The sequence below is a fragment of the Mycobacterium sp. NPDC048908 genome (genome assembly GCF_043197955.1).
GTDB lineage: Bacteria > Actinomycetota > Actinomycetes > Mycobacteriales > Mycobacteriaceae > Mycobacterium.
Genome location: NZ_JBICUE010000003.1, coordinates 282,389 through 308,626, shown reverse-complemented (window position 1 = coordinate 308,626; position 26,238 = coordinate 282,389). Strand labels below are relative to the sequence as shown.

24 protein-coding genes and 1 pseudogene are annotated in these 26,238 nt (G+C 66.0%); 6 read left to right on the top strand and 19 right to left on the bottom strand.

All coding sequences use genetic code 11. The features are described from left to right. Window positions 1–8 precede the first annotated feature (8 nt). Window positions 9–1,163 carry a thiolase family protein gene (locus ACGFK1_RS10385; protein ID WP_393428172.1) on the bottom strand — a complete coding sequence of 385 codons (1,155 nt, stop codon included), beginning with the start codon at window positions 1,161–1,163 and terminating at the stop codon, window positions 9–11. Window positions 1,164–1,317: 154 nt separating this feature from the next. Between ACGFK1_RS10385 and ACGFK1_RS10380 the strand changes: the two genes are divergently transcribed. Beyond that, on the top strand, window positions 1,318–2,109 hold the full coding sequence (locus ACGFK1_RS10380) for a FadR/GntR family transcriptional regulator (RefSeq protein ID WP_393428171.1): 792 nt from the start codon (window positions 1,318–1,320) through the stop codon (window positions 2,107–2,109). Window positions 2,110–2,195: 86 nt separating this feature from the next. Here ACGFK1_RS10380 and ACGFK1_RS10375 read toward each other — a convergent pair whose 3' ends face one another. Further along, entirely contained in the window at window positions 2,196–2,555 is a 360-nt protein-coding gene (locus tag ACGFK1_RS10375; RefSeq protein ID WP_393428170.1) for a hypothetical protein, read from the bottom strand. Window positions 2,556–2,565: 10 nt separating this feature from the next. Continuing rightward, window positions 2,566–4,311 (bottom strand): DUF3556 domain-containing protein, encoded by a 1,746-nt coding sequence (locus ACGFK1_RS10370; protein ID WP_393428169.1) that lies wholly within the window; start codon window positions 4,309–4,311, stop codon window positions 2,566–2,568. A 443-nt stretch (window positions 4,312–4,754) separates the two neighbouring features. Here ACGFK1_RS10370 and ACGFK1_RS10365 point away from each other — a divergent pair, with 443 nt between their 5' ends. Then, window positions 4,755–5,114 (top strand): hypothetical protein, encoded by a 360-nt coding sequence (locus ACGFK1_RS10365; RefSeq protein ID WP_393428168.1) that lies wholly within the window; start codon window positions 4,755–4,757, stop codon window positions 5,112–5,114. Window positions 5,115–5,175: 61 nt separating this feature from the next. On the opposite strand, the gene ACGFK1_RS10360 is transcribed toward ACGFK1_RS10365, so the two are convergent. Both ACGFK1_RS10360 and ACGFK1_RS10355 read right to left on the bottom strand, forming a co-directional pair. Next, complete coding sequence (locus ACGFK1_RS10360) at window positions 5,176–5,706, bottom strand: DoxX family protein (RefSeq protein ID WP_393428167.1); 531 nt, start codon at window positions 5,704–5,706, stop codon at window positions 5,176–5,178. Window positions 5,707–5,728: 22 nt separating this feature from the next. After that, window positions 5,729–6,493: an SDR family NAD(P)-dependent oxidoreductase gene (locus ACGFK1_RS10355; protein ID WP_393428166.1), complete on the bottom strand. Its 765-nt coding sequence runs from the start codon at window positions 6,491–6,493 to the stop codon at window positions 5,729–5,731. A 24-nt stretch (window positions 6,494–6,517) separates the two neighbouring features. On the opposite strand from ACGFK1_RS10355, the gene ACGFK1_RS10350 reads away from it, so the two are divergent. Further along, window positions 6,518–7,147 carry a TetR/AcrR family transcriptional regulator gene (locus ACGFK1_RS10350; RefSeq protein WP_393428165.1) on the top strand — a complete coding sequence of 210 codons (630 nt, stop codon included), beginning with the start codon at window positions 6,518–6,520 and terminating at the stop codon, window positions 7,145–7,147. Here the strand turns inward: ACGFK1_RS10350 and ACGFK1_RS10345 are convergent. Then, window positions 7,117–8,370: a WS/DGAT domain-containing protein gene (locus ACGFK1_RS10345; RefSeq protein ID WP_393428164.1), complete on the bottom strand. Its 1,254-nt coding sequence runs from the start codon at window positions 8,368–8,370 to the stop codon at window positions 7,117–7,119. The two genes, ACGFK1_RS10350 and ACGFK1_RS10345, sit on opposite strands and share 31 nt — an antisense overlap. Before the next feature lie 23 nt (window positions 8,371–8,393). Here ACGFK1_RS10345 and ACGFK1_RS10340 point away from each other — a divergent pair, with 23 nt between their 5' ends. Continuing rightward, the gene (locus ACGFK1_RS10340; RefSeq protein WP_393428163.1) at window positions 8,394–9,194 is read left to right on the top strand and encodes an SDR family NAD(P)-dependent oxidoreductase; all 801 of its coding nucleotides are present in this window, start codon (window positions 8,394–8,396) and stop codon (window positions 9,192–9,194) included. Here ACGFK1_RS10340 and ACGFK1_RS10335 read toward each other — a convergent pair. The 13 genes and pseudogenes from ACGFK1_RS10335 to ACGFK1_RS10275 all read right to left on the bottom strand — a co-directional run bounded on the left by ACGFK1_RS10335 (window position 9,151) and on the right by ACGFK1_RS10275 (window position 22,381). Next, window positions 9,151–10,099, bottom strand: a pseudogene (locus ACGFK1_RS10335) (alpha/beta fold hydrolase). The gene ACGFK1_RS10340 and the pseudogene ACGFK1_RS10335 overlap by 44 nt on opposite strands. A gap of 1 nt (window position 10,100) precedes the next feature. Beyond that, a complete protein-coding gene (locus ACGFK1_RS10330; RefSeq protein ID WP_393428162.1) occupies window positions 10,101–10,751 on the bottom strand; it encodes a hypothetical protein in 651 nt (216 codons plus the stop codon). Then, on the bottom strand, window positions 10,748–11,404 hold the full coding sequence (locus ACGFK1_RS10325; protein ID WP_393428161.1) for an Mce protein: 657 nt from the start codon (window positions 11,402–11,404) through the stop codon (window positions 10,748–10,750). Before ACGFK1_RS10325 ends, ACGFK1_RS10330 begins: the two co-directional genes overlap by 4 nt. Next, window positions 11,368–12,870: an MCE family protein gene (locus ACGFK1_RS10320; protein WP_393428160.1), complete on the bottom strand. Its 1,503-nt coding sequence runs from the start codon at window positions 12,868–12,870 to the stop codon at window positions 11,368–11,370. Before ACGFK1_RS10320 ends, ACGFK1_RS10325 begins: the two co-directional genes overlap by 37 nt. A gap of 1 nt (window position 12,871) precedes the next feature. Beyond that, entirely contained in the window at window positions 12,872–14,026 is a 1,155-nt protein-coding gene (locus ACGFK1_RS10315) for a virulence factor Mce family protein (RefSeq protein WP_393428159.1), read from the bottom strand. After that, window positions 14,023–15,342 (bottom strand): MCE family protein, encoded by a 1,320-nt coding sequence (locus ACGFK1_RS10310; RefSeq protein ID WP_393428158.1) that lies wholly within the window; start codon window positions 15,340–15,342, stop codon window positions 14,023–14,025. The genes ACGFK1_RS10315 and ACGFK1_RS10310 overlap by 4 nt, the downstream gene beginning before the upstream one ends. Then, window positions 15,339–16,673, bottom strand: coding sequence for an MCE family protein (locus tag ACGFK1_RS10305; RefSeq protein WP_393428157.1), 1,335 nt, complete (start codon window positions 16,671–16,673; stop codon window positions 15,339–15,341). Before ACGFK1_RS10305 ends, ACGFK1_RS10310 begins: the two co-directional genes overlap by 4 nt. After that, window positions 16,670–17,701, bottom strand: coding sequence for a virulence factor Mce family protein (locus ACGFK1_RS10300; protein ID WP_393428156.1), 1,032 nt, complete (start codon window positions 17,699–17,701; stop codon window positions 16,670–16,672). The genes ACGFK1_RS10305 and ACGFK1_RS10300 overlap by 4 nt, the downstream gene beginning before the upstream one ends. A gap of 36 nt (window positions 17,702–17,737) precedes the next feature. After that, window positions 17,738–19,189: an MCE family protein gene (locus ACGFK1_RS10295; protein ID WP_393428155.1), complete on the bottom strand. Its 1,452-nt coding sequence runs from the start codon at window positions 19,187–19,189 to the stop codon at window positions 17,738–17,740. A 3-nt stretch (window positions 19,190–19,192) separates the two neighbouring features. After that, complete coding sequence (locus ACGFK1_RS10290; protein WP_393428154.1) at window positions 19,193–20,047, bottom strand: ABC transporter permease; 855 nt, start codon at window positions 20,045–20,047, stop codon at window positions 19,193–19,195. After that, window positions 20,044–20,811 carry an MlaE family ABC transporter permease gene (locus ACGFK1_RS10285; protein ID WP_393428153.1) on the bottom strand — a complete coding sequence of 256 codons (768 nt, stop codon included), beginning with the start codon at window positions 20,809–20,811 and terminating at the stop codon, window positions 20,044–20,046. The genes ACGFK1_RS10290 and ACGFK1_RS10285 overlap by 4 nt, the downstream gene beginning before the upstream one ends. 427 nt (window positions 20,812–21,238) lie before the next feature. After that, window positions 21,239–21,709, bottom strand: a complete 471-nt coding sequence (locus ACGFK1_RS10280; RefSeq protein ID WP_393428152.1) for a VOC family protein — start codon at window positions 21,707–21,709, stop codon at window positions 21,239–21,241. A gap of 57 nt (window positions 21,710–21,766) precedes the next feature. Beyond that, the gene (locus tag ACGFK1_RS10275; RefSeq protein ID WP_393428151.1) at window positions 21,767–22,381 is read right to left on the bottom strand and encodes a TetR/AcrR family transcriptional regulator; all 615 of its coding nucleotides are present in this window, start codon (window positions 22,379–22,381) and stop codon (window positions 21,767–21,769) included. A 101-nt stretch (window positions 22,382–22,482) separates the two neighbouring features. Here ACGFK1_RS10275 and ACGFK1_RS10270 point away from each other — a divergent pair, with 101 nt between their 5' ends. After that, on the top strand, window positions 22,483–23,334 hold the full coding sequence (locus ACGFK1_RS10270; RefSeq protein ID WP_393428150.1) for an alpha/beta fold hydrolase: 852 nt from the start codon (window positions 22,483–22,485) through the stop codon (window positions 23,332–23,334). Continuing rightward, entirely contained in the window at window positions 23,331–26,222 is a 2,892-nt protein-coding gene (locus ACGFK1_RS10265) for an aminotransferase (protein ID WP_393428149.1), read from the top strand. The genes ACGFK1_RS10270 and ACGFK1_RS10265 overlap by 4 nt, the downstream gene beginning before the upstream one ends. Window positions 26,223–26,238: the final 16 nt, after the last annotated feature.

Genomic DNA, 26,238 nt, shown 5'->3' with positions numbered 1-26,238 from the left:
TCAAACCCTCACAACAGCTCGATGATGGTGGCGTTGGCCTGGCCACCGCCTTCACACATCGTCTGCAGGCCGTACTGAATTCCCTTGTCCCGCATGTGGTACAGCATCGTGGTCATGATGCGCGCGCCGGAACCGCCGAGCGGGTGGCCGAGCGCGATCGCGCCGCCGTTCGGGTTGAGCTTCTTCTCGTCGGCGCCGATGTCCTTCAGCCACGCCAGCGGCACCGGGGCGAACGCCTCATTGACCTCGAACACGCCGATCTCGTCGAGGCTCAGGCCCGACTTCTTCAGCGCCTTCTGGGTTGCCGGGATCGGTGCGGTCAGCATGATGACCGGATCGGCGCCGGCCAGCACCGCGGTGTGCACCTTGGCAAGCGGCTTGAGGCCCAACGACTTCGCCTTCTCCGCCGACATGAACAGGATCGCGGCCGAACCGTCGGAGATCTGCGACGAGTTGCCTGCGTGGATCACGCCGCCCTCCTTGAACGCAGGCTTCAGCTCACCCATCTTCTCGATGGTGGTGCCGCGGCGGATGCCCTCGTCCTTGAGCACTGTGCTTGTTACTTCCTCGTCCTTCACCTTGATGGCGACGATCTGGTCGTCGAACGCACCGGAGTCCTGTGCTGCCGCCGCCTTCTCGTGGGATCCGAGTGAGAACGAGTCAACGGCGGTCCGGTCGAAGCCCCACTGCTCGGCGATCATCTCGGCGCCGATGCCCTGGTTTGGGGTCTGGCTGTAGCGGTTGCGGAACGCCTCCGGGTAGGGATGTCCGCCGTTGGCCAGCGAGGAACCCATCGGGGTGCGCGACATCGACTCCACACCGCCGGCGACGACGACGTCGTAGTGGCCGGCGACCACGCCCGCGGCGGCGAAGTGGATGGACTGCTGGCTCGACCCGCATTGGCGGTCGACGGTCACACCGGGCACGCTCTCGGGCCACCCGGCAGCCAGCACGGCCGTGCGAGCGATGTCGAGCGCCTGCTCGCCTGCCTGCATGACGCAACCCCAGATGACGTCGTCGACGATCGCGGGATCGATGCCGGTGCGCTCGACGAGGCCGTTGAGCACCTGCGCGGACAATTCGCCGGGATGGACACCGGACAGTCCGCCGTTGCGCTTGCCAACCGGCGAGCGCACAGCCTCGACGATGACGGCTTCAGCCATGACACTTCTCCTTTGAATAGCGGTGTTTCCCCGAAGGTAGATCAACAAGGTTTACTAGGTCAACCTGCTGGTTGGTAGGCTGGTAGCCGGTCCACGTCCCCCGACATGGTTTACTGAGTTGCATAGCTCGGGGGCCACTGTTTTGGGAGAAGTTGTGACGCGAAGCACACCGCTGGCGCCCATGATCGGGCCGGACGGCGTCGGTGCCGGGGCCACCGTCCGCTCGCCGAAGACTGCCGAGCTGGTCGCGGGCACGCTGCGCCGCATGGTTGTCGACGGGCAACTCAAGGACGGCGACTTCCTGCCGAACGAGGCAGAGCTGATGGCCCATTTCGGCGTCAGCCGTCCGACGCTGCGGGAAGCGGTGCGGGTGCTCGAATCGGAGCGGCTGGTCGAGGTGCGACGGGGCTCGCGTACCGGGGCCCGCGTGCGGGTGCCCGGCGCGGAGATCGTCGCACGCCCCGCCGGTCTGCTGCTCGAACTGACCGGTGCGACCATCGCCGACGTCATGGTGGCCCAGGCGGGCATCGAGCCGATGGCGGCCCGCCTGCTCGCGGAGTCCGGCACGCCCGAGGCGTTCGAGGAACTGGACAAGATGCTTGCCGAACACATCCCGACGGGATGGCAGTCGGGCAGGCTGGCCGAAACCACGGGCGATTTCCACCGTCGCATGGTGGAACTGTCGGGCAACGCGACCCTGGCGATCATCGCAGGCATGCTGCACGAGATCACCGTGCGGCACACCGCGTTTCTGTTCAAGGAACGCCGACCGGTGTCGAAGGCGGACTACGACAAGCTGATGCGGTCCTACGGGCGGTTGATGAAGTTGTTGCGGTCGGGCGACGGTGAGGCCGCCGAGGCGCATTGGCGCAAGCACCTCGACGTCGCACGCAGCCTGCTGTTGGAGGGGTTGGAGACCGTGAAGGTCCGCGACGTGATGGGCTGACGCCTAGCCACCACACACCTCTTCGCCGAGACTGCGGGGAGATCGCGTTTCGCGGCGCAATCGCGATCTGTGCGCAGTCTCGGCTGCTAGTCCGGCCACACCGCCAATCGGGTCGACGTCTCCACGAACCCGTCCTCGGTCTTCCACCGCATCGGCAACAGCCGGTAGCGCCAACTACCGGGACGACCGTCGGCACCGACATGGTCGACGGAAGTCGAAATCAAGTCGTCGCCAAAGTGTTTGGCGTGCGTCTCGAAGTACAGGCCGCGTTCGTCGTCGAGTTCCGACATCAGATCGCTGCCGTACAACAACCGCGGTCCCGGCTCGCGGTACAGCAGCACACACTGGTGACGGTCCGGACAGTGCCCGCCGATCACTCGCACCACGCAGTTCCTGTCGACGGGCCCGAGGTCGCTCTGAACCTGCCCGGTCCCGTCGAACCACACCGATACCGGCTCAGGATGCCGAGACGTGGTCGCTCCTGTACACGTGCACCGGCACGGTGTCGTCCCACGGTTGGCGGGTCACCATGTCGGCGACTTTGACATAGCCGCTCTCGAATTCGCCAGTGGCCGCGTCGACGAGCCGGTACTCCTGCCGCTGTTTGTGGATGGGCTGCGCGTCGATCAACACGATGCGGACCTCGCCCGGCTCGAACTGGCACCGCTCGTGCAGGGCCTCGATCAGTTGCTCGTTGTGCATGTGACCGTCGCCGAAATTCCAGCCGATCGCCGTCGAGCAGATCCGCTCACCGTCGGTCAGTACATAGTCGTCCTCGTTCTGACCCGCCATGGCCCGGTGGGCGAGTGTGAACATCGCGCGGCCGTGAGTGTTGAAGGCGCGGAACGCATATCCCATATACAGGTACATCTGCGCGGTCTCCGGGCTGCCGTAGTACCGCTCCATCTGCGCCTGCGGCATGCTCGCGATCGACACGATGTGCTTCTCGATCTTCTCCGCGGCCGACGGCTTGACGCACCACAGACCGGTGTCCCAGTTGCCCGCGTAATACCGCATGCCTGGCAGGAAGGACACCTTGCGCGGGAACAGGTTTCCCACCACGACCGTGCCCGCGACAACGGCGAACAGCAGCACCGGCAGCGGTGTCGTCATATCGCTCACGCCGACTTCGGCATGGCCGACGAACAGCGCCAGCACGGAGAACATCATGAAGACGTTCCACTCCAGCGGCACACCCATCGGGATCGACGACAGGATGCCGAAGTGGAAGCACAGCATCACGAACGCAGCGATCGCCGTCGGCCAGCCGCCATGGGAGAAGAACAACACCAGCGGCACCAGCCCCTCGATCGCGGTGCTGAAGTGCGCCAGCCACCGCGACAGCCACCCTGGCCGAAGGTCGTCCGGGAAGTGCTCGAAGAATTTGCGCTTGATGAACCGCGGCCGGAACACCGGGTTGTTGCTCATCATCGTCGAGATCACGAACGGGAAGTGCTTGTTGAGCTTCGACGTCGCGGCACCCAGCCAGATGACCAGGCACACCAGCTTGGCGGCGATGATCATGTCCACGCCGTAGCCGGCGAACAGGAACGCCACCGTGAACGACGCGTACACCTCACCGCGTGCGGCCAAGAAGATGACCTTGTCGCGCAGTCCGAGCACGGCGAGCAGGCCGAGGACCGTCCAGATCTGCCACATCGGCAGCACGCCGACCGTCGTGTCCAGCGCGGGCAGCGGCCCGGTGCCATCGGACAGCAGCGTGATCACGAGCACGACGACCAGCGCCCCGTAGAGCAGCGCGTCGAAAGGCGTTCGGGTGGTGCCCTTTGTCAGCGGCACCCGGGTGGGCCAGGGTGGCAGCCGAATCGTGTTGGGGCGCAGCCAGTACAGGATGGAGCCCATTGGCGGGAAGAACCGGTTGTTCAGCGGGCCGAATCCGCAGCCAAGGCCGATCACCTCGAACAGCATGGTGTAGAGCACGACCTTCTCGAACACGATCGGCTCGGCGTACCACTGGCCGACATTGGTGAAGCCGTCGATGCCCTTGGTGGCGAGCGCGAACAGCCAGCCCACCAGTACGTAGAGCAGGATCTTGACGACGTAGAACAGGTGCAGCACGACCGGGGTGCCGAAGCCCACCTCGGCCCAGTGCCGAGCCATCGGCACGATCTTCTCGGCGCGGGTGCCCTTGTGCCATTCCTGGTAGTCGACGACGGGCGCGTCCTGCCTCAGAAACCCCATGTCGGATGAGACTAGAACGTGTTCTAGCCGAGTGGAATAGCTTTGGCCAACGACCACCTTGGCGCTGGTGCAGGGCGCACATTTCTGCGTGGCGACGTCGTGACAGCAACCAGTGTGTTGTCCCGGACAAACCCCCGACGACGCCAATCCAACGACTTAACCACGAACGGCAAATCACGACACTTGGCTCGTTAACTGGATGCCATTCGTCCCTCGTGCATTCGCCATGCTATGCGGCCAGAGCACAGCCGCTCGTACCTCACGTGGTTAACCCACCTGTGGCCCTGTACCCAAGACTCGCTGGTAAAAGTGTCGGCCGCGGCAAACCGATGAAGTTTTTGAAGAATCACGGTTTCAACGGCGATCAGGATGGTTAACCCTCATTCGCGCCCGACAGAATCATTTGCTGGGCGGAAGTGCGGACAGGAAAAGGGGATATTGCCATGCAACGTAAAGGCGGGGTGAACCGACTGCTCTCCAGGGCCGCTCTGGTGTGCGGAACGGCGATCGTGTCCGGCGGTATCGCGCTGACGGGCGCAGGTACGGCGTCGGCTGCACCTGGGGAAACCATCGACCAACAGATCGGTCATGCCGGCACGTACTACAACCATCAGCTCGGACACCTTGGCACCTTCTTGAACCATCAGGTTGGCCACGCGGGTACCTACTACAGCGTGCAGGCGGGCCGGGCGGGCTCGTACGCATTGACGCAGACCGGCCGGGCGGGCTCGTACGCACTGACCCAGACTGGCAGGGCGGTTTCGGGCCTGCTGAACAGCCTGCTCGGCAAGAACAGCCGCTAACTCGACCCGACGGATGCAGGTGACCGGTGATCGGTCACCTGCACTCGCGTGACTTGCGGTGTCAGGCTTCGACTTTCGCGGGCGGTCGCCAGAAGATGGCGAGTTGGCCGATGCCGCCGACCAGACCGAGCACCACCGAGATCAGCAGACCCCACCACCCATGCAAGTAGTCGTAGAACCCCGCGGTGGAGAACAACGCGTAGTCCAGGCTGAACTTGCCTGCCCCGATCGTGGCCACCGCCACCGCCGAGGCCGCCAGGATCAGGTTGTACTCCCAGCCCTCCTTGACGATGAAGAACCCGTTGGGCCGGTGCACGGTCCACGCGGCGACGAACATCAGCGCGACGAACCCCGCGGCCGGAATCGGTGTCAACAGCCCCACCGCCAACCCGATGCCCGACGACATCTCCGCAGTCGCCGCGACCCGGGCATGGAACATGCCCGGCTTCATGCCCATGCTGTCGAACCAGCCCGCGGTGCCGGCCAAGCCGCCCTTGCCGAAGAACTTGTTGTAGCCATGGGCGGCCAAGGTCAGCCCAAGCACCACCCGCAGAATCAGCAGTCCGGTGTCGATCGCCGTGTGGTCAGTCATGCAACAAAATCTAAGCCATGTGTTAAGCCGCCGACCAGCCCCCGTCCACGCCGAGCACGGTTCCGTGGATGTTTGCGGCGTCGTCGCTGGCCAGGAAAACCACTGCCGCCGCGACTTCGGCGGGCGTGCTCATCCGGCGCGACGGAATGTGCGCGAGCATCGGGGCGACGTGGTCGGCGAACTGCTCCTGGCGTTCGGTGGCGATCGGTCCCGGCGCCACGGCGTTGACCCGGACGCCGGCCGGCCCGTACTCGTCGGCCCACGATTGAGTGAACGAGTGGATCGCCGCCTTGTTGGCCGAGTAGATCGCCGAACCGGCGCTGCCCCGCAACCCTGAGATGGATCCGACGTTGACGATCACGCCGTCAGCGCGCTGCGCCATCGCAGGCGCCAGCCGCCCAGTCAGCAGGAATGGCGCAAAAACGTTCACCGCGAAGGCATCCCGCAGCACCCCTTCGGAAATCTCGCCGGTCGGCGTCGGCATCAACAGCATCGCGGCGTTGTTGACCAGGATGTCGATCCGGCCGCCCGCGGCGGCGACGGCTTCCTCGGCGAACCGGCGCACCTCCCGCTCCCCCGCGCCGAGGTCGGCCGCGACGAATTCGGCCGAGCCGCCGGCGGATCGGATGTCTGCGACCACCGCATCACCGCGCACCTTGTCGCGCCCGCTGACGATGACGAACGCACCCTGGGCCGCCAGCGCCGAGGCGATCGCCACGCCGAGACCGCCTGTCGAACCGGTAACCAATGCTGTGCGGGCACTCAGCCGCTTGATCGTGGAATTCATGGCTCAACTGGTACGCTCGTAAAAATGGACCTGCAAGTCCAGAAACTGACCGCCAAGGGCCGCGCCACCCGACAACGCATCATCGAGGGCGCGGCGTCGGAGATCCGCGAGCACGGTGTCGCCGTCGCGACGCTCGACGACATCCGGGCACGCACCCATACCTCCAAAAGCCAACTGTTTCACTATTTCCCTGACGGCAAGGAGCAATTGCTGCTGGCCGTCGCCGAACACGAGGCGCGGATGGTGCTCGAGGATCAGCAGCCCCATCTGGGCGCGCTGACGTCATGGGCGGCGTGGCAACGGTGGCGCGACACCGTGGTGGACCGGTACCGCAGGCAGGGCCAACACTGCCCACTCGCGGTGCTGATGTCGGAGATCGGCCGCACGACGCCGGGCGCCCAGGCGGTCACGGCAGCGCTGATGCGCAAGTGGCATGACGAGATCGCGGCCGGGGTGCGGTACATGCAATCACAAGACAAAGTCAACCCGCACCTGGACGCCGACAAGGTGGCCGCCGCGATGCTTGCCGGGATTCAGGGTGGAGTCGGCGTGATGCTGGCCACCGGCGATCTCGGTTATCTCGAAGCGGCGCTCGACGTCGGCATCGACTCGCTGCGTGGGACCTACAGCGCGGCCTCGAGTCGCTCGACGTAGGCGTCGACGTCACCGACCGCCGATTCGGCGGCGTGCACGCTGACCGCGATGGTGTCGCCGATGCCGTGCACACCGTGCGTAAGGCCCATCATCGGCGACAATCCCGGATAACCGGCGGTCAGCGCGACGGGCAACCCGCCGAAACGCAGGTCAGCCGAACCGCGATTGACGCTGGAGACCACGGTGTTGCCGGTGACGGTCGGCGACCGCAGCATCGGGTCGAATTGCGCTACGCCCCAACGTAATAGCGGGGCGGGAACCGAGGCGGCAGCTCGGCTCGCGGCCAGCATCGCCGGATGCGCCGCCCTTCGGCGCCGGTCGGCCATGTCCTCGAGGATCCTGGCGATGCGCGCGTCGACCGCGAGATCCGGATACAGCCCGACGCCGACGTTGCCGAAGTGATTGTGCGCGTTGCGGACACCGGCCTTGGCCATCGGCACTTCGGCGCCTAGCGCCGAGGGGTCGTCGCCGAGTTCACGCAAATGCGCCGACAGCGCGGTGGACACCGCGGAAAGCACCCCGACGGTGATCGTGGGCCCCCGCAGCGCGGCACGGTTGCGGACCACCGTGCGGATGCTGCGCACCCCGTCGGGGCGTACATTGCTGCGCAGCGCCGGGCGCGAATCTGCTTGCGGGGGGACCAGTCCCGCTTCGACATCACGAACCAGTCGCCGATGCGCCATGGCCGCGGTGAAGGCTCGCCACGGCAGTGCCGCGCCCCGCAACGGCGGTGGCGCGGGAACAGCCAACACCTCTGCCGCGCGGCCGAACAGCCACGCCGCCAGGGCCGAGGACCGGATGCCGTCGCCCAGCACATGGGCGACCTGCAGCACTGCGACCGTCCCGACGCCGACACCGGGCACGTCTGCTACGGAGGTAAACACGTGCAGCCGCCACGCCATCCGGCGCGCATCGAGTTGGTGCTCGGCCAACCCGGCGACGGCGGCCAGACAGCGGGCCCAGCCGCCGGGCTGGCCATGGACCACGATGTGGTCGGCATCGATGTCCGACCGCACCCATGCGGGATACGTGAGGCGACCCCGGTCCTCGATCCGCATCCTCAACTCGGCGGCGGTCCGGGCCCGGCGCAGGATCCCGTCCACCGCCTGCCCCAGATTGGCAGGCACGCCCGCGAAGGCGTAGAGCAGGAACTGATCGTTGGGGATCTTGGCCGACATCCAATATGTTTGCGCATCGACCGCCGAGAGCCGACGGACCATCATGGGTCCAGGCTATTGTCTGCCACATGCTTCCGCCCAAGCGCGACGACGGCGTCGTGATCGTGACCGGTGCGTCGTCGGGTATCGGCGAACAGATCGCCCGCGAATTCGCCCGCCGCGGATACCGATTGGTCCTCGTCGCGCGGCGGGCCGATCGGCTGCGAGAACTGGCGGAAGACTTCGGCGGCCTGGCGCACGTGCTGCCGGTCGACCTCTCCGATCGCGATGACCGCGCGACGCTGCCCGACCAGGTGGCCGCGCTGGGTGTCATGGCCGACGTCCTGGTCAACAACGCCGGACTGGCGACCCTCGGCGCCATCGCCAATTGCGATCCCAAGGCCGAACTGAACCTGGTCGAGGTCGACGTCGCCGCCGTGGTGGACCTGTGCAGCCGGTTCGTCCCTGAGATGGTCAAGCGCGGCCGCGGCGCGGTGCTGAACGTCGCGTCGGTCGGAGCGTTCGGCCCCGTGCCAGGGCAGGCGTCGTACGGCGCGGCCAAGGCGTTCGTCCTGTCGTACACCCACGCGCTGCGAGAAGAGTTGCGCGGCACCGGCGTCAGCGCCGCGACGCTGTGCCCGGGCCCCGTCAGGACCGGCTTCGGCGAGGCGGCAGGCATCCCCGACGAGGAAGCCGAGAAGTCGCTGCCCAAGTTCCTATGGAAGAAGCCGGACACGGTGGCCAAAGCCGCGGTCGACGGGTTGGCGTCGGGCAAGGGCGTGATCATTCCCGGTGCGGCGAACCGAACCGCGGCGGCGGCCAATCACCTTCTGCCACGCGCGCTGATCACTCGACTGGTAGCACGCAACCACCCCGGGCTGGCGAAGTAGCGGGCTGGCAGGCCCGCCCGACGAAGTCGACGATGCGGCGCCCTACCACGTCGGCCTGATCCAGCTGCAGGAAGTGTCCGCCGTTTTCGATCAGCGCGATCTCGCTGTCATCGGGGAGCACCCGCGAGATCCACGGCGTGTAGTCCTCGGAGCAGCCGTCGTGGGTGCCGTGCAGATACAGCGTCGGCAGCCGCGGCGCGTCCAGCCAGTGCTTGCCGAGTTCCGCGTAGCGGGCCGGCGGCCTGCTGCCGCGGATGGTGGCGCGGTAGTACCCGAGTGCGGCCCGCCACCGCGCGGGCGCACCGATCGCGTCGCCGACGTAGCGTAGATCCTCGGCGGCGTGATAGCTCGGCGACCATCGCCGCCACAGCTTCGGGATCACCCAGGACGCGGAACGGTCTGGCAGCCAGAGCAATTGGAAGTACATGAGGTACCAGCTGAGCAGCAACTGACGTGGCAGCTTCGCGGCAAGACTTCCCGACTGCGGCAACCTGCCGAACGGACGGAACGCAGCGCCGAGCGGCACCGACATGATCACCGCCTTACTGAACGGCGTCTCGGGCATCGCTGCCAGTCCGGCGCCTGCGATCGCTCCCCAGTCGTGACCGATGAACACGTCACGCCCCGTCGGACCCGCGGCCTGCAGCACCCGAAGCGCGTCATCCATGTACGCACCGACGTGGTAGCTGCCGTCCGAGGGCAGCGACGAGGGCGCATGGCCGCGCATGAACGGTGCGACCACGCGCCAGCCGGCATCGACCAAGGCGGGCGCGAGTTTTCGCCACCCGTAGGCGGTGTCAGGAAAACCGTGCAGGCACAACGCTCGGCGCGCCGACGGGTCCCCAAGTCAACGCGCGCAGCCGCACGGCCGGCGCCGAGACGTCGAGCCACTGAGGTTCGAGCACGCTAGACCGGATCGAACTTCGAGATCAGCCAGCGGTCGCCCACCTTCTCCAGGGTGACCCGCACGCTGGACGCGGTGTCGGTGGGCGCATCCTGCCCGATGACCACGGTCTGGTTGACGAACACCAGGACAACGGCTTTCCGGGGGTTGGCTGACACCGATGCCGCCACGGGAACCGTTGCCACCGCGGAGATGTGCTTCTGTTTGGCGCCGGGAATCACCACGTCGTTGGTCAACGAGGTGTATGAGTCGCGGAAGTCGCCGGTCAACAGGTCACGCGCGGCTGTGAGTTCCTGCTCGACGGTTTCGGGCTTGTACGACAACAGTTTGACCGTGCTGTCCTTGGCGGCCTGCACGGATTCCTTGCGCGCAAGCTGGTTGTCGCGCACCGAATTGTCCATCCACTTCAGGTATCCCGCGCCCAGCGCCAGCAGCAGCGCCACCGCGGGCAGCACACCGAAGACGAAGATCCGCGCCCATTGGATCCGCCGCCTCGATTTGGTCGGTTCGCCGGCCTCCGTCGCCTCGTCGGCGACCGTGTCCTCCACCTTCTCGGCGTCGACGTCGGCGTCGGCGTCGGTGGTGGTGGTGTCGGTGTCGGTGGGCACCGTGGTGTCTTCCTCCGCGGTCTCGTCCTTGCTGTGGTTGGTCACGGCACGAACTCCACGTTGGCGACCTTGGCCTCGTCCCCGACCTTCTCCACCGAGATGCGCATCCGCCAGGCCCGCGGCGCTTGTTCTGGCGCACCGGCATTGGCGGTCTTGACCGTCATCGCGACCAACACGTCGGCCCCGTTGTCGGTGATCGATTCCGGCACCAGCCCGGCCTCGGCGATGCTGCCCTCGGATTTGGACTGGGCCTGCTTGACGACCTCGGTGAATGGCTGCGCGCGCCGCTGGAAGTCGTCGTAGAACGTGCCGGTCGCGGAGTCCAGGATGCGCTGCACGTCGGCGTCCGCGTGTTGCCAGTCAATCGTGGTCAGGTCCAGCGCACCTTGCCTGCCGACCTGGAGGAAGAGCTTCTCTCGTTCGTCGGTCTGATGCGACTGGTAGGCGCGGAAGCCCAGCCAGCCCGTCAGCCCGGCGAGCGCCACCACCAGGACGATGCCGATGATCGCCCCGAGCATTACGTGCGACATCGGCGCCTTGGCCGGTTTGGCCGCCTCGCCGGGGTGTTCGGTGTCCTCGGCCGAGTCGGTCACCTCATCGGCGGCGACCGCATCCGACACCTCGACACCGCTCGATTCCGGATCGGTAGCGGTCGACTCGCTCACTTCCCCGCCGGGGGCAGCAGCATCGTCTGCCATGTTTGCTCCTCTGTGGCACTGCGGGCCAGGTTGGACTGTGTGTACACACGTCCGTCCGGTCCAACGTACGTGCCAGTCGCTGGGTCGTACTCGGCGGCCGCTATCGGCGGCGGTGCCGGGCCCGGCGGTGGAGCTGCTTGCGCAGGTGGCGACCCCGGCGGCACATGCGGGACCGATTGCCCGGACAGTGTCGCGTTGGGATCGCCTTTCCAGTTGTAGCCGTCATTGAGCGGCACGTAGTTCTCGTTGCTCTCACACTGCTGCCATGTCGGCGCGCGTTTGCCTGGCACGGTGATGCATGGCAGGTTGCGCGCGCCGCGCACGTTGAACGGCGCGTCCTGCGGCACCCGGCAGTACAGGTCGCCCGCCGGCCTGTCGGGGTAGTCCACAAACGTGGGCACCCGCTGCTGCTGGGCGGGCAGGAAGCCGGTGGTGCACGGCGGCGGCAGCTGCTGTGGGGGCAGCGGTATCGGCGCGGGAAACGCCGGAATCATCAGGTTCAGGTTGAAGGTCAAGGCATCGCCTTCGTAATCCTGTTTTGTGTTGCGCTTGTGCACGCCGACGGCCTGGGTCACCGCGGTGCCCTGCGGCAGAAGCACAAGGAGCTGTTCGAGACTCGGCCGATAGGTAACGGCCACTTCACCGATGCTGACGAGGTTGGCCAGCACGATCGGCAGCGTCGGCTGCACCCGGTCGAACAATGCGCGCACCTCGTCGGCGGCGCCGGGGCCGTTCTCCAAGATGCCGGCGACGGCGCGGTCCTGGCTCTGCAGTTGGCCGGTGACGCTCGCCAGGTTCGACGCCCACGCCTGGATGGAGGGCGCGGTGTCGGTCTGCGAGTCCAGCACCGGTTTGGACTGGTCGATCAGCGTGGTCAGTGGATCGAGATTCTTGCGCGCGTCGATCGCCAGCGTGGTGCTGCCGTTGACCAACCGACGCAACTCCGGGCCGAGACCGCCCACTGCGACGTAGGCCTCGTCCACCACGGTCTTCAGATTCTCCTGCGGAATCGCTTGTAGCCCACGGGTGGTGTCGGTCAGCACCTTGTTGATGTCCGTCGGCACCGTCGTGCGGTCCGCGGGAATCACGTCGCCGTCCTTCAACGACGGACCGCTGGCACTGCGCGGGATCAACTGGACGAATTGCTCACCGACAGAGGACACGCTGTGGACCTCGGCTGTCAGGTCGGCGGGGATCTCCACGTTGTTGTTCAACGACAGGACCGCCTGCACGCCGGTGTCGGTCAACCTGACGCTGTCGACGATGCCGACCTGTGCGCCGCGATAAGTGACGTTGCTCCGCGGGTAGAGGCCGCCGGTTTCGTTCAGTTCCAGCTTCACCTTGTACTGCCCGAGCCCCGCCATGTCCTGCACGCGCATGTAGCCGAACAGCATGACGGCGAGCGCGGTGGTCGCGATGATGGCGAAGATCGCCATCTGGATCACGATTCTCCGAGTCAGAATCATGTCACGGCCCCTGATCGAATCGGTACGGAGCGATCAGCGGATTGCCTGCGGTGCCAGGGCCGCCGGACATGCAGGGGCTGGGGAACTGACCGATGGTGCGACCCCACTGAAGCTCTAGCCAGGTCAGATCGCATTCCCACCGCGAACCGGTGAAGATGCCCTGGTCGATCCGGCTCAGCGTCAGGTCGAGCATCAACGTCAGGTTGGCGTAGTCGCCGCGCATCCAGTTGGTGAGCGTCTCCTTGGGGAACGGGAACGTGGGCAGGAAACTCAGCGCCCGAGTCAACGCCGGGCCGGAGTCGGCGAGTGACTGCAGCACCGGGCCAAGGTCTTTGAGCTCCTGGACGAGCGCGTCCTTGGTCTGGTTGACCGAGTCGGCGGCAAGCGCGCTGAACTTGCCGAGTTGCGCGAGTGCATCCGAGAGGTTGTTGCGCTGATCCTTCAACACCACGAGCGCGTCGGGAATGGTCTTCAATGCCTTGTCCACCACCGGTTTCTGCGCCGCGAACTGGCCGACCAGGTTGTTCAGGCTCTCGGTGGCCGCGATGATGTCGTCTTTCTGGTCGTCGAGGTAGCCGATGGCCTTGTCGAGTTGTTGGATCAGGCTTCGCAGGTCGTTCTCCCGCCCGGCGAAGGCGATGCTCAGCGCGTCGGTGATGTCTTGGATGTTGCCGATTCCACCGCCGTTGAGGAGCAGCGCAATTGCCGACAACGTCTGTTCGGTGCTCGGGTACTTACCCGACGAGGCCAGCGGAATCAGCGAGCCCTCGTGCAGTCTGCCTTGGGGCGGCACGTCTTTGGGCGGGGCCAGTTCGATGTGCAGTGACCCCAGCAAGCTGGTCTGGCCCAGTGTGGCGGTCGCGTTGGCCGGCAGTTCGACGTCGCGGTTGAGCTTCATCGTCACCAGCGCATGCCAGCCCTGACGCTCGATCTTGGTGACCGTGCCGACGTTCACGTCGCCGACGCGCACGCGTGAGTTCTGTTCGATGTTGTCAACGTCCGGCATCTGCGCCTGGATCGTGAACGAGCCAGGACCAACGCCCTGCACACCGGGCAGCGGAATCGAGTTCAACCCTCGCCAGTCGCTGCAGCCCGCCAAGCAGAGGGCGAGCACGAGCATGCCCACCGCAACACGAATCCCGTTGGCGCGCATCATGGTCCTGTCCCAGGCGGCACCATCATGCCGCTCAGCCCGTCAGCCGGGTTCGTCGCGATCGGGGCCTCCGCGGCCAGCGGCGGCCCGGGCGGCGGCGGGGGTTCGGCCGCCTGAGGCGGCGGCGCGGCGCCCGGCGGCGGTTGCGGCGGAATGTAATCCGGACGCAGCCAGTCCTCGCTGTAGGTCAGCTCGTTCGGCCGCGTCGTGGCGCCGACGAACACGTTCTGAGCCACCGGCAGGAAGTTGTACTGCCGGTTCTTGATGATCGGCGCCAGGTACTGCACGCACAGCTTCGCCGACTCCTCGGCGCCCAGGCGGGAGGCGGCCTGAATCGCCCCGCACAGGAATGAGATCGGATTGGCGAAGTTGTTGATCATCGGCACACTGCTCACCGCGCCCTGGGCGGGCTGCCAGATGTTCACGTAGTTCTGCAACGTGTTGGGTGCGACGTGCAGGAACTGCTTGACGTCGGCGAGGCTGTCGTTCAACGCCTGGGTCACACCCGCCAGCTTGTCCGATGTGGTACCGAGCGCCTCGCGGTTGTCGGCGACGAACTGCTGCACCTGCGGCACGACGGCGTTGAGGTCCCTCACCGCGTCGGCCACTTCGTTGGGATCGTCGGCAAGCAATCCCGTCACCGATGCCAGGTTCTGGTTGAGCTGACGCATCAGGTCGGTGCTGTCCTGCAGCGCCGAAACCAATGTCGCCAGGTTCTTGACCGTCGAGAAGATGTCGGTGCTGTGGTCTCCCAACGCCGAAAACGCTTGCGACAGCTTGATCACCGTGTCGCGGATGTTGGCGCCTTGCCCGCGGAGGTTGTCCGCGGTGGTGTTGATCACCGAGCCCAGCGGCGCCACTCCACCAGGCTCCGTCGGCTGAAGCGTCTGTGCCAGCTTCTCCAATTCCCGGCGGACCTGGTCCCATTCGACCGGCACCGCGGTGCGCTCCCGCGGGATCACCGCGTTGTCCTTGAGCACCGGCCCGGTGGTGTAGACCGGGGTGAGCTGAATGGCGCGCGCAGTCACCAGCGTCGGCGACAGGATCGCCGCCTTCACATCGGCAGGCACTTTGTACTTGTTGTCGTAGTAGAACGAGATCTTCACCCGCTCGGGCTGCGGCTGGATCTCGGTGATCTTACCGACGTTGACGCCGAGGATGCGAACGTCGTCGCCGACGTAGATACCGTTGCTGTTCTCAAAGTACGCAACAACATTCGTGCGGTTGATGGTGTCGCTGGTTCTCAGCAGCGCGACCACACCGGCCACCAGGAGCACCACGAGGGCGACGGCAACCCAGCTTCTACGGATGCGGCTCATTGACCCGCCTCCCCAGGACCGGGCACCGCGACGGGGCTCGGCGTCGGTATCGGTGTCGAATCCAACCCCGGCGGCGCCAGCGCGGGCGGCCCCGGCGGCGGACCGCCCGGCGGCGGAGCAGGCAACGGCTCGCGGTACGGGTAGCAGCCCGTCGGCCCTGGCAGCGGCAAGCCGGGCGGACCGCATCCCTGGTCGCCAGGGTTGCCGGTGATGGCATCGGGCAGTGTCAGATGCGGTTCGCCACCCTGCCCTGTCCGCGGGAACGGCACCGGCAACGCCGGCGTCCCCGGCTGGCCGACCTGCGGATCGCTCAGCTCCGAAGGCAGTTTCACGTTCGGATCAAGGCCGAGGTCGGAGAACGCGGCGTCGATGAACGGCTGCAGGAACTGGCCGGGCAGCAGGTTGGACACGTAGGTCTTGAAGAACGGACCGGATGCCACCGACTCGCCGAGCGACATCGAATATTCGGTGAGCAGGTGAAGCGACTTCTGCAGCCGGTCCTTCCGATTGTCCAGCATGGTCAGCACCCCGTTGAGCTTCTCGAGAGCAGGCCGCATCGTCGCCTTGTTCTCCCCGATGAAGCCCTGCAGCTGTTGCGACAGCGCCGAGATGTTGCCCGAGATCTGATCTACTGCAGCGCTTTGAGTCTGGAGTTCGGCGAGTAACGCGTTGGTGCTCGCGATCAGACTCACCACCTGGTTGCTGCGCTCAGCCAGCACCGTGGTCGCCTTGTCGGCGTTGGTCAGCAGCCCGCGCAGTTGGGCGTCGCGCTCATTGAGGGTTTGGGAGAACCGAGCCACCCCTTCCACCGCGATCTTCAGCTGGGGCGGAGTGTCGGCGAACGTCTCCGAGAGCACCCGCAGCGAGTCCGACAGCTGGTCGGTGTTCAAACCACTGATCGTGGTGGCCAACTCGCCAAGGGCATCCGGTAGCTGGTACGGCGACCTGGTGCGGTCGAGCGGGATCGTGCCGTCCTGCCGGCCGTCACCGCGCGAAGTGACCTCGAGGATCTTGGAGCCGAGCAACCCCTTGGTCTTGATCGCGGCCTCGGTGCGGTCGCCCAGCCGGATGTCCTTGTCAACGGTGAACTTCACCAGCACCCGTGTCCCGTCGAGTTCGATGGACTGGACCTTGCCGACCTGGAAACCCGAAACCTGAACGGCCGCATCGTCCATCAGCCCGCCGGCGTCCGCGAAGTGAGCCGAGTACTCCTTGCCCTGGTTGAGGAACGGCAGCTTGTCGTAGTTGATCGCGCCCAGAATGATCGTGATGGTGATGGCGATCCCGATGGCGCCGATGACGAAAAGGTTGCGTTCAGCGAATGGCTTCATCGCGGCGCGCACCTCCCCGTGCTCTGGCCGGCGACCTTGACGTACACCGGCTGGCCGCCCTTGCCGTTCAGCTTCAGCACGATGTCACACAGGTAGAAGCTGAAGAAGTCCCCGTAGATGCCTTGCCGCGCAAGCGCTTGATACGCATCCGGCAGGGTGTTGAGGAAGTTGTCGAAGTAGTCGTGGTCGGCGACGACGATCGCCGAAGCGCGGTCGGTCTCGCGGATCGTCTTGGCGAACGGTGGCCGCGCTTGGGACAACAGGTCGGTGATGCTTCCGGCGGCGGCGTTGGCGTACGCCACGCCGTTGCTGATGTCCTGCTTGCGGTCTGCCAACGTTTTCGTCAGCTCGGCCAGAGCATCGACTGCCTTGCCGAATTGGTCACTCTGGTCACCGAGCGAGCCAAGAACGGTGTTGAGGTTGACGATGGTCTCGCCGATCAACTGGTCGCGGTCGGCCAGCGTGCTGGTCAGCGCGGCGGTCTGGGCCAGGAACGAGTTGATCGTGCCGCCCTGACCTTGCAGTGCCGCAATCAGCTGACCGGACAAGGCGTTCACCTGTTTGGGATCCAGCGCACGGAACAGCGGTCGGAACCCGCCGATCAGTGCGTCCAGGTCGAGTGCCGGTGAGGTGCGGGCCAGCGGGATGGTGTCGCCGGGGTTGAGCTTCTTGACGCCTCCGGCGCCTTCCTCGAGGGCGAGATAGCGGCCGCCGATGAGGTCGTCGTACCGGATGACGGCCCGGCTGCCTTCGGTCAGCACCACCGAATCGTCGGCGGTGAATTCGACCATCGCCGTCGTATCCGGCTGAATGGCAACGTCTTTCACCTGCCCGACCTCGACGCCCGCGATGCGGACGAAGTCGTTCTTCTCCAGTCCGGTCACGTTGGTGAACGCGGCCCGGTAGGTGTGCGCCTTCTCCCCGAATCGCAACTGCCCGAACACGGCGTACAGCCCGAACACGCCGAGCAGGCACACAACCAGAAAGACAGCGAGGCGCACCACCGTGGCTCGCAAGTTCTCTTTCATGGCTGGTTACCTTTCGCGGTTGCGGTTTTCGGATGGCTAGGGCGACGGGGCGGCGAACTCGGGAAGCGGTACCGGCGGCAGCGGCGTCGGCTGCATCTGTGCGGGGTTGGGCACAACGAACGGCTCCGACCCCGGCGTCGCGCCCGGATCCCGCGGCGCCATTGGCGGCGGCGCAGGGGGAAGTCCCGGCCACAGCGGAGTGCCGTCCGGTGCGTACAGATCGGCGCCGTAGGCAGGGGCACCCGGATACGGGATCGGTCCGGGAGCAGGCCCGCCGAACAGGTTGCGGATGCTCGGCGGTTCTGGCACGGCGCGGGTGACCGGCAGGTAGTTGGCCCATGCCGGGAAGCCGATACCGGGGTTCGGCCGCCAGTCGATGCCGGTGCCGAACCCGGTGTTGGTGACGAGGTTACGCACCGGCCAGTTCTTCGCGACGTCCGGCAGCGAGCCGCAACCCGGCTTGCCGCCCGGTCCACCCTTGGCACCGATGACCGGGAGGTTGTCCGGATAGTGGTACGGGTCGTCGCCCAGTGAAAGAGACGTGTCGAGCACCAGTGTCCGACCGTTGCCGCCCGCCGATTCATACCCTCCGGTATCCAGGATGGTCTTCGCACCCATCAGCAGGCAGGTGTACTCGGGGTTGTACTTGTACAACAAATCCGTCGTCGGCTCGAGCACGTTGATGGCCTTGATCAGGTTCGCCTGATTCGGCGCCAACAGGTTGATTCCACTGTTGGACAGCCCAATGGTGGCCAGCAGCAACGCGTCCAGTTGCTTCGTGTGATTGGTGACGGTTTGGCTGGTGGTACTCGCCGCGTTCAGCACCGTCAGAATGTCTTGCGCCGCGGCGCTGTACGCATCGTTGAAGCCTTTCAGCGCCTGCCAGTCCGCGCGGATCGTCTCGCTGCGCGGATTGAGTTGCAGCAGCACCTCGTTGGCGTCGGTGGTGGCCTGGCCGATCTTCTCCCCTTGTCCGCGAACACCTTCGGCGAGTGCGGCCAGCGTGCTGTTGAGTTTGGCGGTGTCGATCTGATTGAGCACCGCCACCACGTTTTGGAACACCGTGTTGACCTCGGTGCTGACGTTGCGCGACTGCAACACCTGACCGGCGGCCAACCGCTTCGGGCTGGGGTCCTCCGGATAGACCAGCTCGACGAACTTCGCGCCGAACACCGTGGTGGCGCGGATCTGGGCTTCCACGTTGGCCGGGATGAACTTGATCTGGTCGCGGTCGATCTCCAGCTTCAACGACACGGGTTCCCTGCCGCCGTGGATGTCGACGACCCGCCCGACCTGCACTCCGCGCATCTTGACCTTGGCATTGGTCTCCATCACCAAGCCCGCCCGGTCGGAGGTCAGCGTGACGGGGACCTCGCTTCGGAACGTGCCCGCGAACAGCGACAGGCTCAGCCAGATCAACAGGGCGGAGCCCACCACCAGGATCAGCGTGTACCACGCTGGGTGCAGGCCGGTGTCGTCGCTGTCCATCTGCTACCCGGCCAAGTTGAAGTTTCCGGACTGGCCGTACACGGCCAGCGACATCATCACGAGAACGAACGCGGCGACGATCAACGACGTCCGGACAGCGCGCCCGACCGCCTCACCGACGCCGGCCGGTCCGCCGCGCGCGGTATAGCCGTAGAAGGTGTGCACCAGCATGATCACGATGGCCAGCACGACGCACTGCAGGAAGGACCACATCAGGTCGGTCGGGTTGAGGAAGGTACGGAAGTAGTGGTCGTAGACGCCGGTCGACTGCCCGTAGATGACGGTGGTACCGAACTTCGCCGCCCAGAACGAGGCAATCACCCCAACGCAATACAGCGGGATGACGACGAGCAGACCGGCCAGCACCCGGGTTGAGGCCAGGTAGGCGACCGACCGGATGCCCATCACCTCGAGCGCATCGATCTCTTCGTTGATCCGCATTGCGCCCAGTTGTGCGGTGGCACCGGCGCCGATGGTCGCGGACAGCGCCACCGCCGTGGTGGCCGGCGCGATCAGGCGGACGTTGAAGAACGCCGAGGCGAATCCGGTCAGGGCTTCGACGCCGATCTCGGAGAAGTCGGTATATCCCTGGACCGCCACCAGCGCGCCGGTCGTCACGGTCAAGAATCCGACGATGGCGACGGTTCCGCCGATGACGATCAACGCGCCCGCACCGAGGCCCATCGCCGCGATCTGTCGGATCAGCTCGACCCGGTAGGAGGTCACGGCGATGTGGATCGAGCGCAGCGTCGTGCCGTAGAACTTCGTCTGCCTGCCGATCCGGTTCCACGGCTCCGCCACCGACCGATACCGGGCCTTCAGCCACGGGAACTGAGAGTGGGGCCGGGAGACGGTCACATCGTCACCTTCACCGCGACCGCGGTGGCGACCACGTTGATGGCGAACAGCGCCATGAAGGTGAACACGACGGTTTCGTTGACCGCGATCCCGACGCCTGCTGGACCACCCCCTACCGAGATGCCCTTGTAGCAGGCGATCATGCCTGCGGACAAGCCGAACAACGCGGCCTTCAACAGCGCGATCGTGACGTCCACCGCTCCGATGATCAGCGTCAGCCCCGCTGCGAACGCACCCGGCGATACGTGCTGGATGTAAACGCAGAACAGGTACGCGCCTGCCAAACCGACCAGAATCACCGTCGCCGCCAACGCCAGCGACACCAGCGTGGCGGCCAGCACCCGCGGAACAACAAGGGCCTGAATAGGATTGACGCCCATCACTCGGAGGGCGTCAAGTTCTTCGCGGATGGTGCGCGCGCCGAGGTCGGCACACATCGCGGTGGCCCCGGCGCCGGCCACCACCAACACCGTGACGATCGGCCCGATCTGTCGCACGGTGCCGAGCGCCGCGCCGGTGCCGGAGAAATCGGCGGCGCCGAACTCGGTCAACAGGATGTTGAACGTGAACGTCAGCAGCACCGTGTAAGGGATCGTGAGCATCAGCGTCGGGACGATGGAGACCCGAGCGACAAACCAAGACTGCGAGATGAATTCGCGCCACGCGAAGGGCGGCCTGAACATGGCGACGAAGGTGTCGAGCGCCATCGCATAAAAGCCACCGAAGCCGCGCACCGGTTTGGCTAAGAGACTGGAAGCGACCATCAGCGGGTCCTCCCTCGTGTTTCCCTGATCGCCATAGGCTGCCGATACCTCCCGCGAACAACCTGGTGCGCAAGTTGTGAGTGTTGCACGGGATGACGCGGCAGAACCGTACATCACCGATTTCTGGCCGGGCAACACGCACCCCGGACCGGTGACAATCGTGACTTTCGCGGGTTTGCCGATCCTGTCAGCAAAATGTAGGTTCGACGCCTCGGCGCTTCGCGAATCGCGATCCATCTGCGACGAGTAGCGCTTCGGCCTGAGCGCATCACTTCCGCGATGAGGCGCCGGGCGAAGCCGGATTGCGATGCAACAGCGCATCCGAGACCCTGCCAGCGAAGTTTTCGCCGACCACGGATGTACACCGCAGCGAAGATGACCGGTATCGACCGCTACGTAGGCGCCGCCCCGGACCGCGTCGCGCGCCTCATGTGTTGACGGCGTCCTCGATATCGGCGATGACGATCTTGCGCATTCCGTGCAGCGCCTTCGTGGCAGCCGCGGCACGAGGTGGATCGGGATCGGACGTCAACTCGAGCACGCGGGTCGGGGTGACCTGCCAACTCACCCCGAAACGGTCCTTGAGCCAGCCACATTCGGACTCCTCGCCCCCGTCGACCAGTCGCTCCCAGTAGTAGTCGACCTCGGCCTGGTCCCTGCACTCGACCATGAACGACACCGCCTCGCTGAACTGGAACGCAGGCCCGCCGTTGATGCCGAGGAACCGCGTCCCGTCGAGTACGAAGGCAATCCACACGACGTCGCCGGGATTTCCGGGACCGGCATCTGTGTAGCGCGCGATCTGCTCGATCGACGAGTTCGGGAAGACCGATGTGTAGAACTGCGCGGCTTCTTCGAGGTTGTCGTCGAACCACAGGCATGGGGTGATGGATGGCATCGCAGACTCCTGTCGATGGACGGCTCTGGGTGTATTGACCGTCCGCGCGCTACAGATTCATCGCCGGCCGGCGGTTGTCCTGGGTGCGCCAAGAGCACGCAACGCGAATTCCAGCACCCAAACCAGCGACCGTTGCACACCCTCCTCGTCGCCGGCCGACTGGTTGGCCATCTCACGGCTGATCACGGCGCTGATGGCGACAGCGTCGTGTTCTGGGTCGGCCAGCGGAAACGACCCATCGGCTTTCCCGCGCCGGATGATCTCGACCAGTGAGCGTTCCCGGCCCTGGTGCGCGCGTTCACGGGTCTCGCGATATCCCTTCGCCGCCCGCACCTCGTCGGAGTCGATCACGGTCAGGTGCATTCGCAGCTCTTCATCGTGCATCCAGCCGAACATTCCGCGGATCCACGCCCTCAATTGGTCGACGGGATCGCCTGGCTCATCGACGATGCGGTCGAGCCGGTCGGCCAGCGCGTCGCTCTCCTGTCGCAGCAGCGCCAGGAACAGCTCGTCCTTGGACTCGAAGTGACGGTAGAAGGCCCGCGTCGACACCCCGGCGCGCTGCAGGATCGCGGCAACCGAGATCGGGCCGGAGTGCGGCTCGGACAGGCAGCTGTAGGCCGCGTCGATGATGCAGCCGCGGTCGTCGTCGTTGGCGGAATCTGGCTGCACGATCGGAAAGTCTAGGGAAGCTATGCATCTGTCGGGCCCAAGATTGGCGCAAATAATCGTCTGGGTAACGTGAGCGCTCGGGGCCAGCCGAGAGGACGTTCGTGAGCACTACCCGCAGCGAACCGCAGACTGTGAAGTTCCGCGGCATCGACGACCTGGTCCTGGTCGCCGACGAATGGAACCCCGGTGCCCCCGGCCCGTCGGTGCTGATGCTGCACGGTGGCGGGCAGAACCGCTTCTCGTGGAAGAACACCGGCCAGGTGCTCGCCGACCGGGGGTTTCACGTCGTGGCGCTCGACAGCCGCGGTCACGGCGACAGCGACCGCTCCCCCGACGCGACCTACACCGTGGACGCGCTGTGTGCGGACACGCTGGCCGTATGCGAGCAGATCGGTCGACCGGTGATCCTGATCGGCGCCAGCATGGGTGGCATGACTGGCATCCTCGCCGCCGATGAGGCGGGCCCGGAGAACGTCACCAAACTGGTGCTCGTCGACGTGGTGCCCCGATACGAGAAGAGCGGCAGCGCCCGGATCCGCGAATTCATGTTCAGCCATGTGCACGGTTTCGCGACGCTGGACGAGGCGGCCGATGCGGTCGCGGCGTATCTGCCGCACCGGGCAAAGCCGCGAAGCCCGGAGGGTCTGAAGAAAAACCTGCGCAGGCGCGACGGCCGCTGGTATTGGCATTGGGATCCCAAGTTTCTGACTGCGCCGTCCGACGACGCGTTTGTGCGGGAAGAGAAGCTGGAGCGGGCGGCGATGCATCTGAAGATCCCGATCCTGCTGATTCGCGGCAAGTTGTCCGATGTGGTCAGTCCCGAGGGTGTGAAGGACTTCATGCACAAGGTGCCGCACGCCGAGTTCGTCGAACTCTCCGATGCCGGGCATACCGCGGCAGGAGACGACAACGATGCGTTCACCCAGGCCGTCGTCCAATTCGTCAGCCGGTGAGCGTCGGGTTCAATTTCCTTGAGGCACCGGAGCTTCCGGCGCCTCAGGTGAGCGAGGCGCAGGCCGAGGAGGTCGTGGCGCGGCATTACGGACTGCAGGCCCGCGCGACGTCGCTTGGCAGCCAACAGGACAAGAACTTCGTGATGACCGGTGCCGACGGCGCGATCGTTGGCGTGCTCAAGATCGCCAACCCCGCGTTCAACGCCATCGAGATCGAGGCCCAGGATCTGGCGGCGGAACGGATCGCCGAGGCCGACCCTGCGCTCCGGATCGCCGTGCCGATACCCAACGCTGCTGGCGAGAAGTGCACGGCCATTGACGGTTTGGTGGACGGTACTGCGTACGTGCGACTGCTGCGCTACCTGCCCGGTGGGACGTTGTACGAGTCGGGCTACTTGTCACCGGACAGGGTCGCGGGGCTTGGCGACGTGGCCGGGCGGGTCAGCCGAGCCCTCGAGGGGTTCAGCCATCCCGGCCTGGACCGAATCCTGCAGTGGGATCTGCGTTACGGCGATGCCGTTGTGGCTGAATTGATTTCGTATGTCGCCGATCCGTTGCATCGGGCCCGGGTGGAGGCGGCGACGCGTGACGCGTGGGCACGTGTCGCGCCGCTTGTCGACGACCTGCCGCGGCAGGCGGTCCATCTGGACATGACCGACGCGAACGTGGTGCTTTCCGCCACCGGGCCGGACGGCGTCATCGACTTCGGCGACCTGTCGGACACCTGGGCGGTCTCCGACCTCGCGATCACGGCGTCGTCGGTGCTCGGCCACCCCGGCAGCGAACCGGTCTCGATCCTGCCTGCCGTCAGGGCGTTTCACGCCGTAAGACCGCTGACGGCGACAGAGGCGCAAGTGTTGTGGCCCCTGCTGGTGCTGCGCGCCGCGGTGCTCATCGTCAGCGGAGCGCAGCAGGCCGGCCTCGACCCTGGTAATCCCTATCTCGTCGACCAGGCAGGCGGCGAGTGGCGGATGTTCGAACAGGCGACCTCGATCCCGATGGACGTGATGACCGAGGTGATCAAGGCCGACCTCGGGTTCACCGTGTCGCCGGACCCGCTGCCTGGGTCGCTCATAGCGGCGGAATCCGGGTCGGTGGTCACTTTGGACCTGGCCACCACATCGGATGTATACGACGTCGCATTCACCGACGACGGATCGCTGAAGCCCGACATCGAGGACGAACTGGCAAGGGCGGCAGTGAAAGCCGGTGCCGGACTTGTCGTCACGCAGTACGGTCAGGCGCGGCTCAGCCGCACCCGCAGGCTCAGCCAGCAGAGCCCCGAGGTGGTGGCCACCGGCGTCAGCGTCTGGGCGGCGGCGCCGATGGCGCTCGTCGCGCCGTGGGACGGCAACGTCGACGGGTCGACGGTGCGGGGCGCCGAGTTCGTGCTGACGTTGACAGGGATCGACGCGGCGTCGGGCAGTGTGCGTGCAGGTGACCCGCTGGCCGAGATACCGGCAGGCAGTTGGGTCGAGATTGGGGTGCGTCCGGTCGGCACGTCAGTGGCACCACCGTTGGTGCGACCCGAATATGCGCCCGGTTGGTTGGCACTGACGCGCGATCCGCGACCGCTGCTCGGGCTGCCGGCCTCGGCGGCACCCGACACCGGTGATCTGCTGTCGCGTCGGGACGCGAGTTTCGCTCCGGTGCAGGAGTTTTACTACCGCAGGCCACCGCAGATCGAACGCGGCCGACGGCACTATCTGATGTCGACGGCCGGGCGCACGTACCTCGACATGGTCAACAACGTGACGGTGCTCGGCCACGCGCATCCGCGGATCGCGGACACCGCGGCCAGACAGCTGCGCAAGCTGAACACGAACTCACGGTTCAACTACGCGGCCGTTGTCGAGTTCAGTGAGCGGCTCGCAGGGCTGTTGCCCGATCCGCTCGACACGGTGTTCCTGGTCAACTCCGGTTCGGAGGCAAGCGATCTGGCGATCCGGCTGGCGACGGCGGCGACTGGGCGACGTGATGTGGTCGCGGTCCGCGAGGCGTACCACGGATGGACCTACGGTACGGACGCGGTGTCGACGTCCACGGCCGACAATCCCAATGCCCTGGCCACCCGGCCGGATTGGGTGCACACCGTCGAGTCACCGAACAGCTTCCGCGGCAAATACCGCGGCGCCGACGCGGTGCGGTACGCGGGCGAGGCCGTCGAGGTCATCGATCGGCTGGTGGCCGACGGCCGACCGCCCGCCGGATTCATCTGCGAAAGCGTCTACGGCAACGCGGGCGGCATGGCGCTGCCGGACGGCTACCTGCAACAGGTCTATGCGGCGGTGAGGGCCGCGGGCGGACTCGCGATCTCCGACGAGGTCCAGGTCGGATATGGCCGTCTTGGCGAGTGGTTCTGGGGTTTCATGCAGCAGGACGCGGTGCCCGACATCATCTCGATCGCGAAATCGGTGGGCAACGGGTATCCGCTGGGCGCGGTGATCACCAGTCGCGCGGTGGCCGACGGATTCCGGTCGCAGGGTTACTTCTTCTCGTCGACGGGCGGCAGTCCGTTGTCGTGTGCCATCGGGATGACAGTCCTCGATGTGTTGCGCGAGGAGCGGCTCCAGGAGAACGCCGCCCGGGTCGGCGCGCATTTGAAGGCAAGACTGCAAGCGCTGCAGGACAAACACCCGATCATCGGCACCGTCCACGGCATCGGGCTGTATCTGGGTGTCGAGATGGTGCGCGACCGGTCGACGTTGGAGCCTGCCGTGCAGGAGACCTCGGCGATCTGCGACCGCATGCTGGAACTCGGGGTGATCATTCAGCCGACCGGCGACCATCAGAACATCCTGAAGACCAAGCCACCGTTGTGCATTGACGTCGAAGGGGCCGACTTCTACGTCGACACGTTGGATCGGGTACTCACCGAAGGTTTCTAACGCGAGCGTGAAACCG

What these genes read in the sequence shown, in the direction of transcription:
- ACGFK1_RS10350 (WP_393428165.1), top strand. Translation starts at nt 6,518, where the DNA reads ATGGACCTGCAAGTCCAGAAACTGACCGCCAAGGGCCGCGCCACCCGA.
- ACGFK1_RS10300 (WP_393428156.1), bottom strand. Translation starts at nt 17,701, where the DNA reads ATGAAAGAGAACTTGCGAGCCACGGTGGTGCGCCTCGCTGTCTTTCTG.
- ACGFK1_RS10295 (WP_393428155.1), bottom strand. Translation starts at nt 19,189, where the DNA reads ATGGACAGCGACGACACCGGCCTGCACCCAGCGTGGTACACGCTGATC.
- ACGFK1_RS10285 (WP_393428153.1), bottom strand. Translation starts at nt 20,811, where the DNA reads ATGGTCGCTTCCAGTCTCTTAGCCAAACCGGTGCGCGGCTTCGGTGGC.
- ACGFK1_RS10305 (WP_393428157.1), bottom strand. Translation starts at nt 16,673, where the DNA reads ATGAAGCCATTCGCTGAACGCAACCTTTTCGTCATCGGCGCCATCGGG.
- ACGFK1_RS10345 (WP_393428164.1), bottom strand. Translation starts at nt 8,370, where the DNA reads ATGATGGTCCGTCGGCTCTCGGCGGTCGATGCGCAAACATATTGGATG.
- ACGFK1_RS10340 (WP_393428163.1), top strand. Translation starts at nt 8,394, where the DNA reads ATGCTTCCGCCCAAGCGCGACGACGGCGTCGTGATCGTGACCGGTGCG.
- ACGFK1_RS10280 (WP_393428152.1), bottom strand. Translation starts at nt 21,709, where the DNA reads ATGCCATCCATCACCCCATGCCTGTGGTTCGACGACAACCTCGAAGAA.
- ACGFK1_RS10325 (WP_393428161.1), bottom strand. Translation starts at nt 11,404, where the DNA reads ATGGCAGACGATGCTGCTGCCCCCGGCGGGGAAGTGAGCGAGTCGACC.
- ACGFK1_RS10385 (WP_393428172.1), bottom strand. Translation starts at nt 1,163, where the DNA reads ATGGCTGAAGCCGTCATCGTCGAGGCTGTGCGCTCGCCGGTTGGCAAG.
- ACGFK1_RS10365 (WP_393428168.1), top strand. Translation starts at nt 4,755, where the DNA reads ATGCAACGTAAAGGCGGGGTGAACCGACTGCTCTCCAGGGCCGCTCTG.
- ACGFK1_RS10315 (WP_393428159.1), bottom strand. Translation starts at nt 14,026, where the DNA reads ATGATGCGCGCCAACGGGATTCGTGTTGCGGTGGGCATGCTCGTGCTC.
- ACGFK1_RS10370 (WP_393428169.1), bottom strand. Translation starts at nt 4,311, where the DNA reads ATGGGGTTTCTGAGGCAGGACGCGCCCGTCGTCGACTACCAGGAATGG.
- ACGFK1_RS10355 (WP_393428166.1), bottom strand. Translation starts at nt 6,493, where the DNA reads ATGAATTCCACGATCAAGCGGCTGAGTGCCCGCACAGCATTGGTTACC.
- ACGFK1_RS10360 (WP_393428167.1), bottom strand. Translation starts at nt 5,706, where the DNA reads ATGACTGACCACACGGCGATCGACACCGGACTGCTGATTCTGCGGGTG.
- ACGFK1_RS10310 (WP_393428158.1), bottom strand. Translation starts at nt 15,342, where the DNA reads ATGAGCCGCATCCGTAGAAGCTGGGTTGCCGTCGCCCTCGTGGTGCTC.
- ACGFK1_RS10320 (WP_393428160.1), bottom strand. Translation starts at nt 12,870, where the DNA reads ATGATTCTGACTCGGAGAATCGTGATCCAGATGGCGATCTTCGCCATC.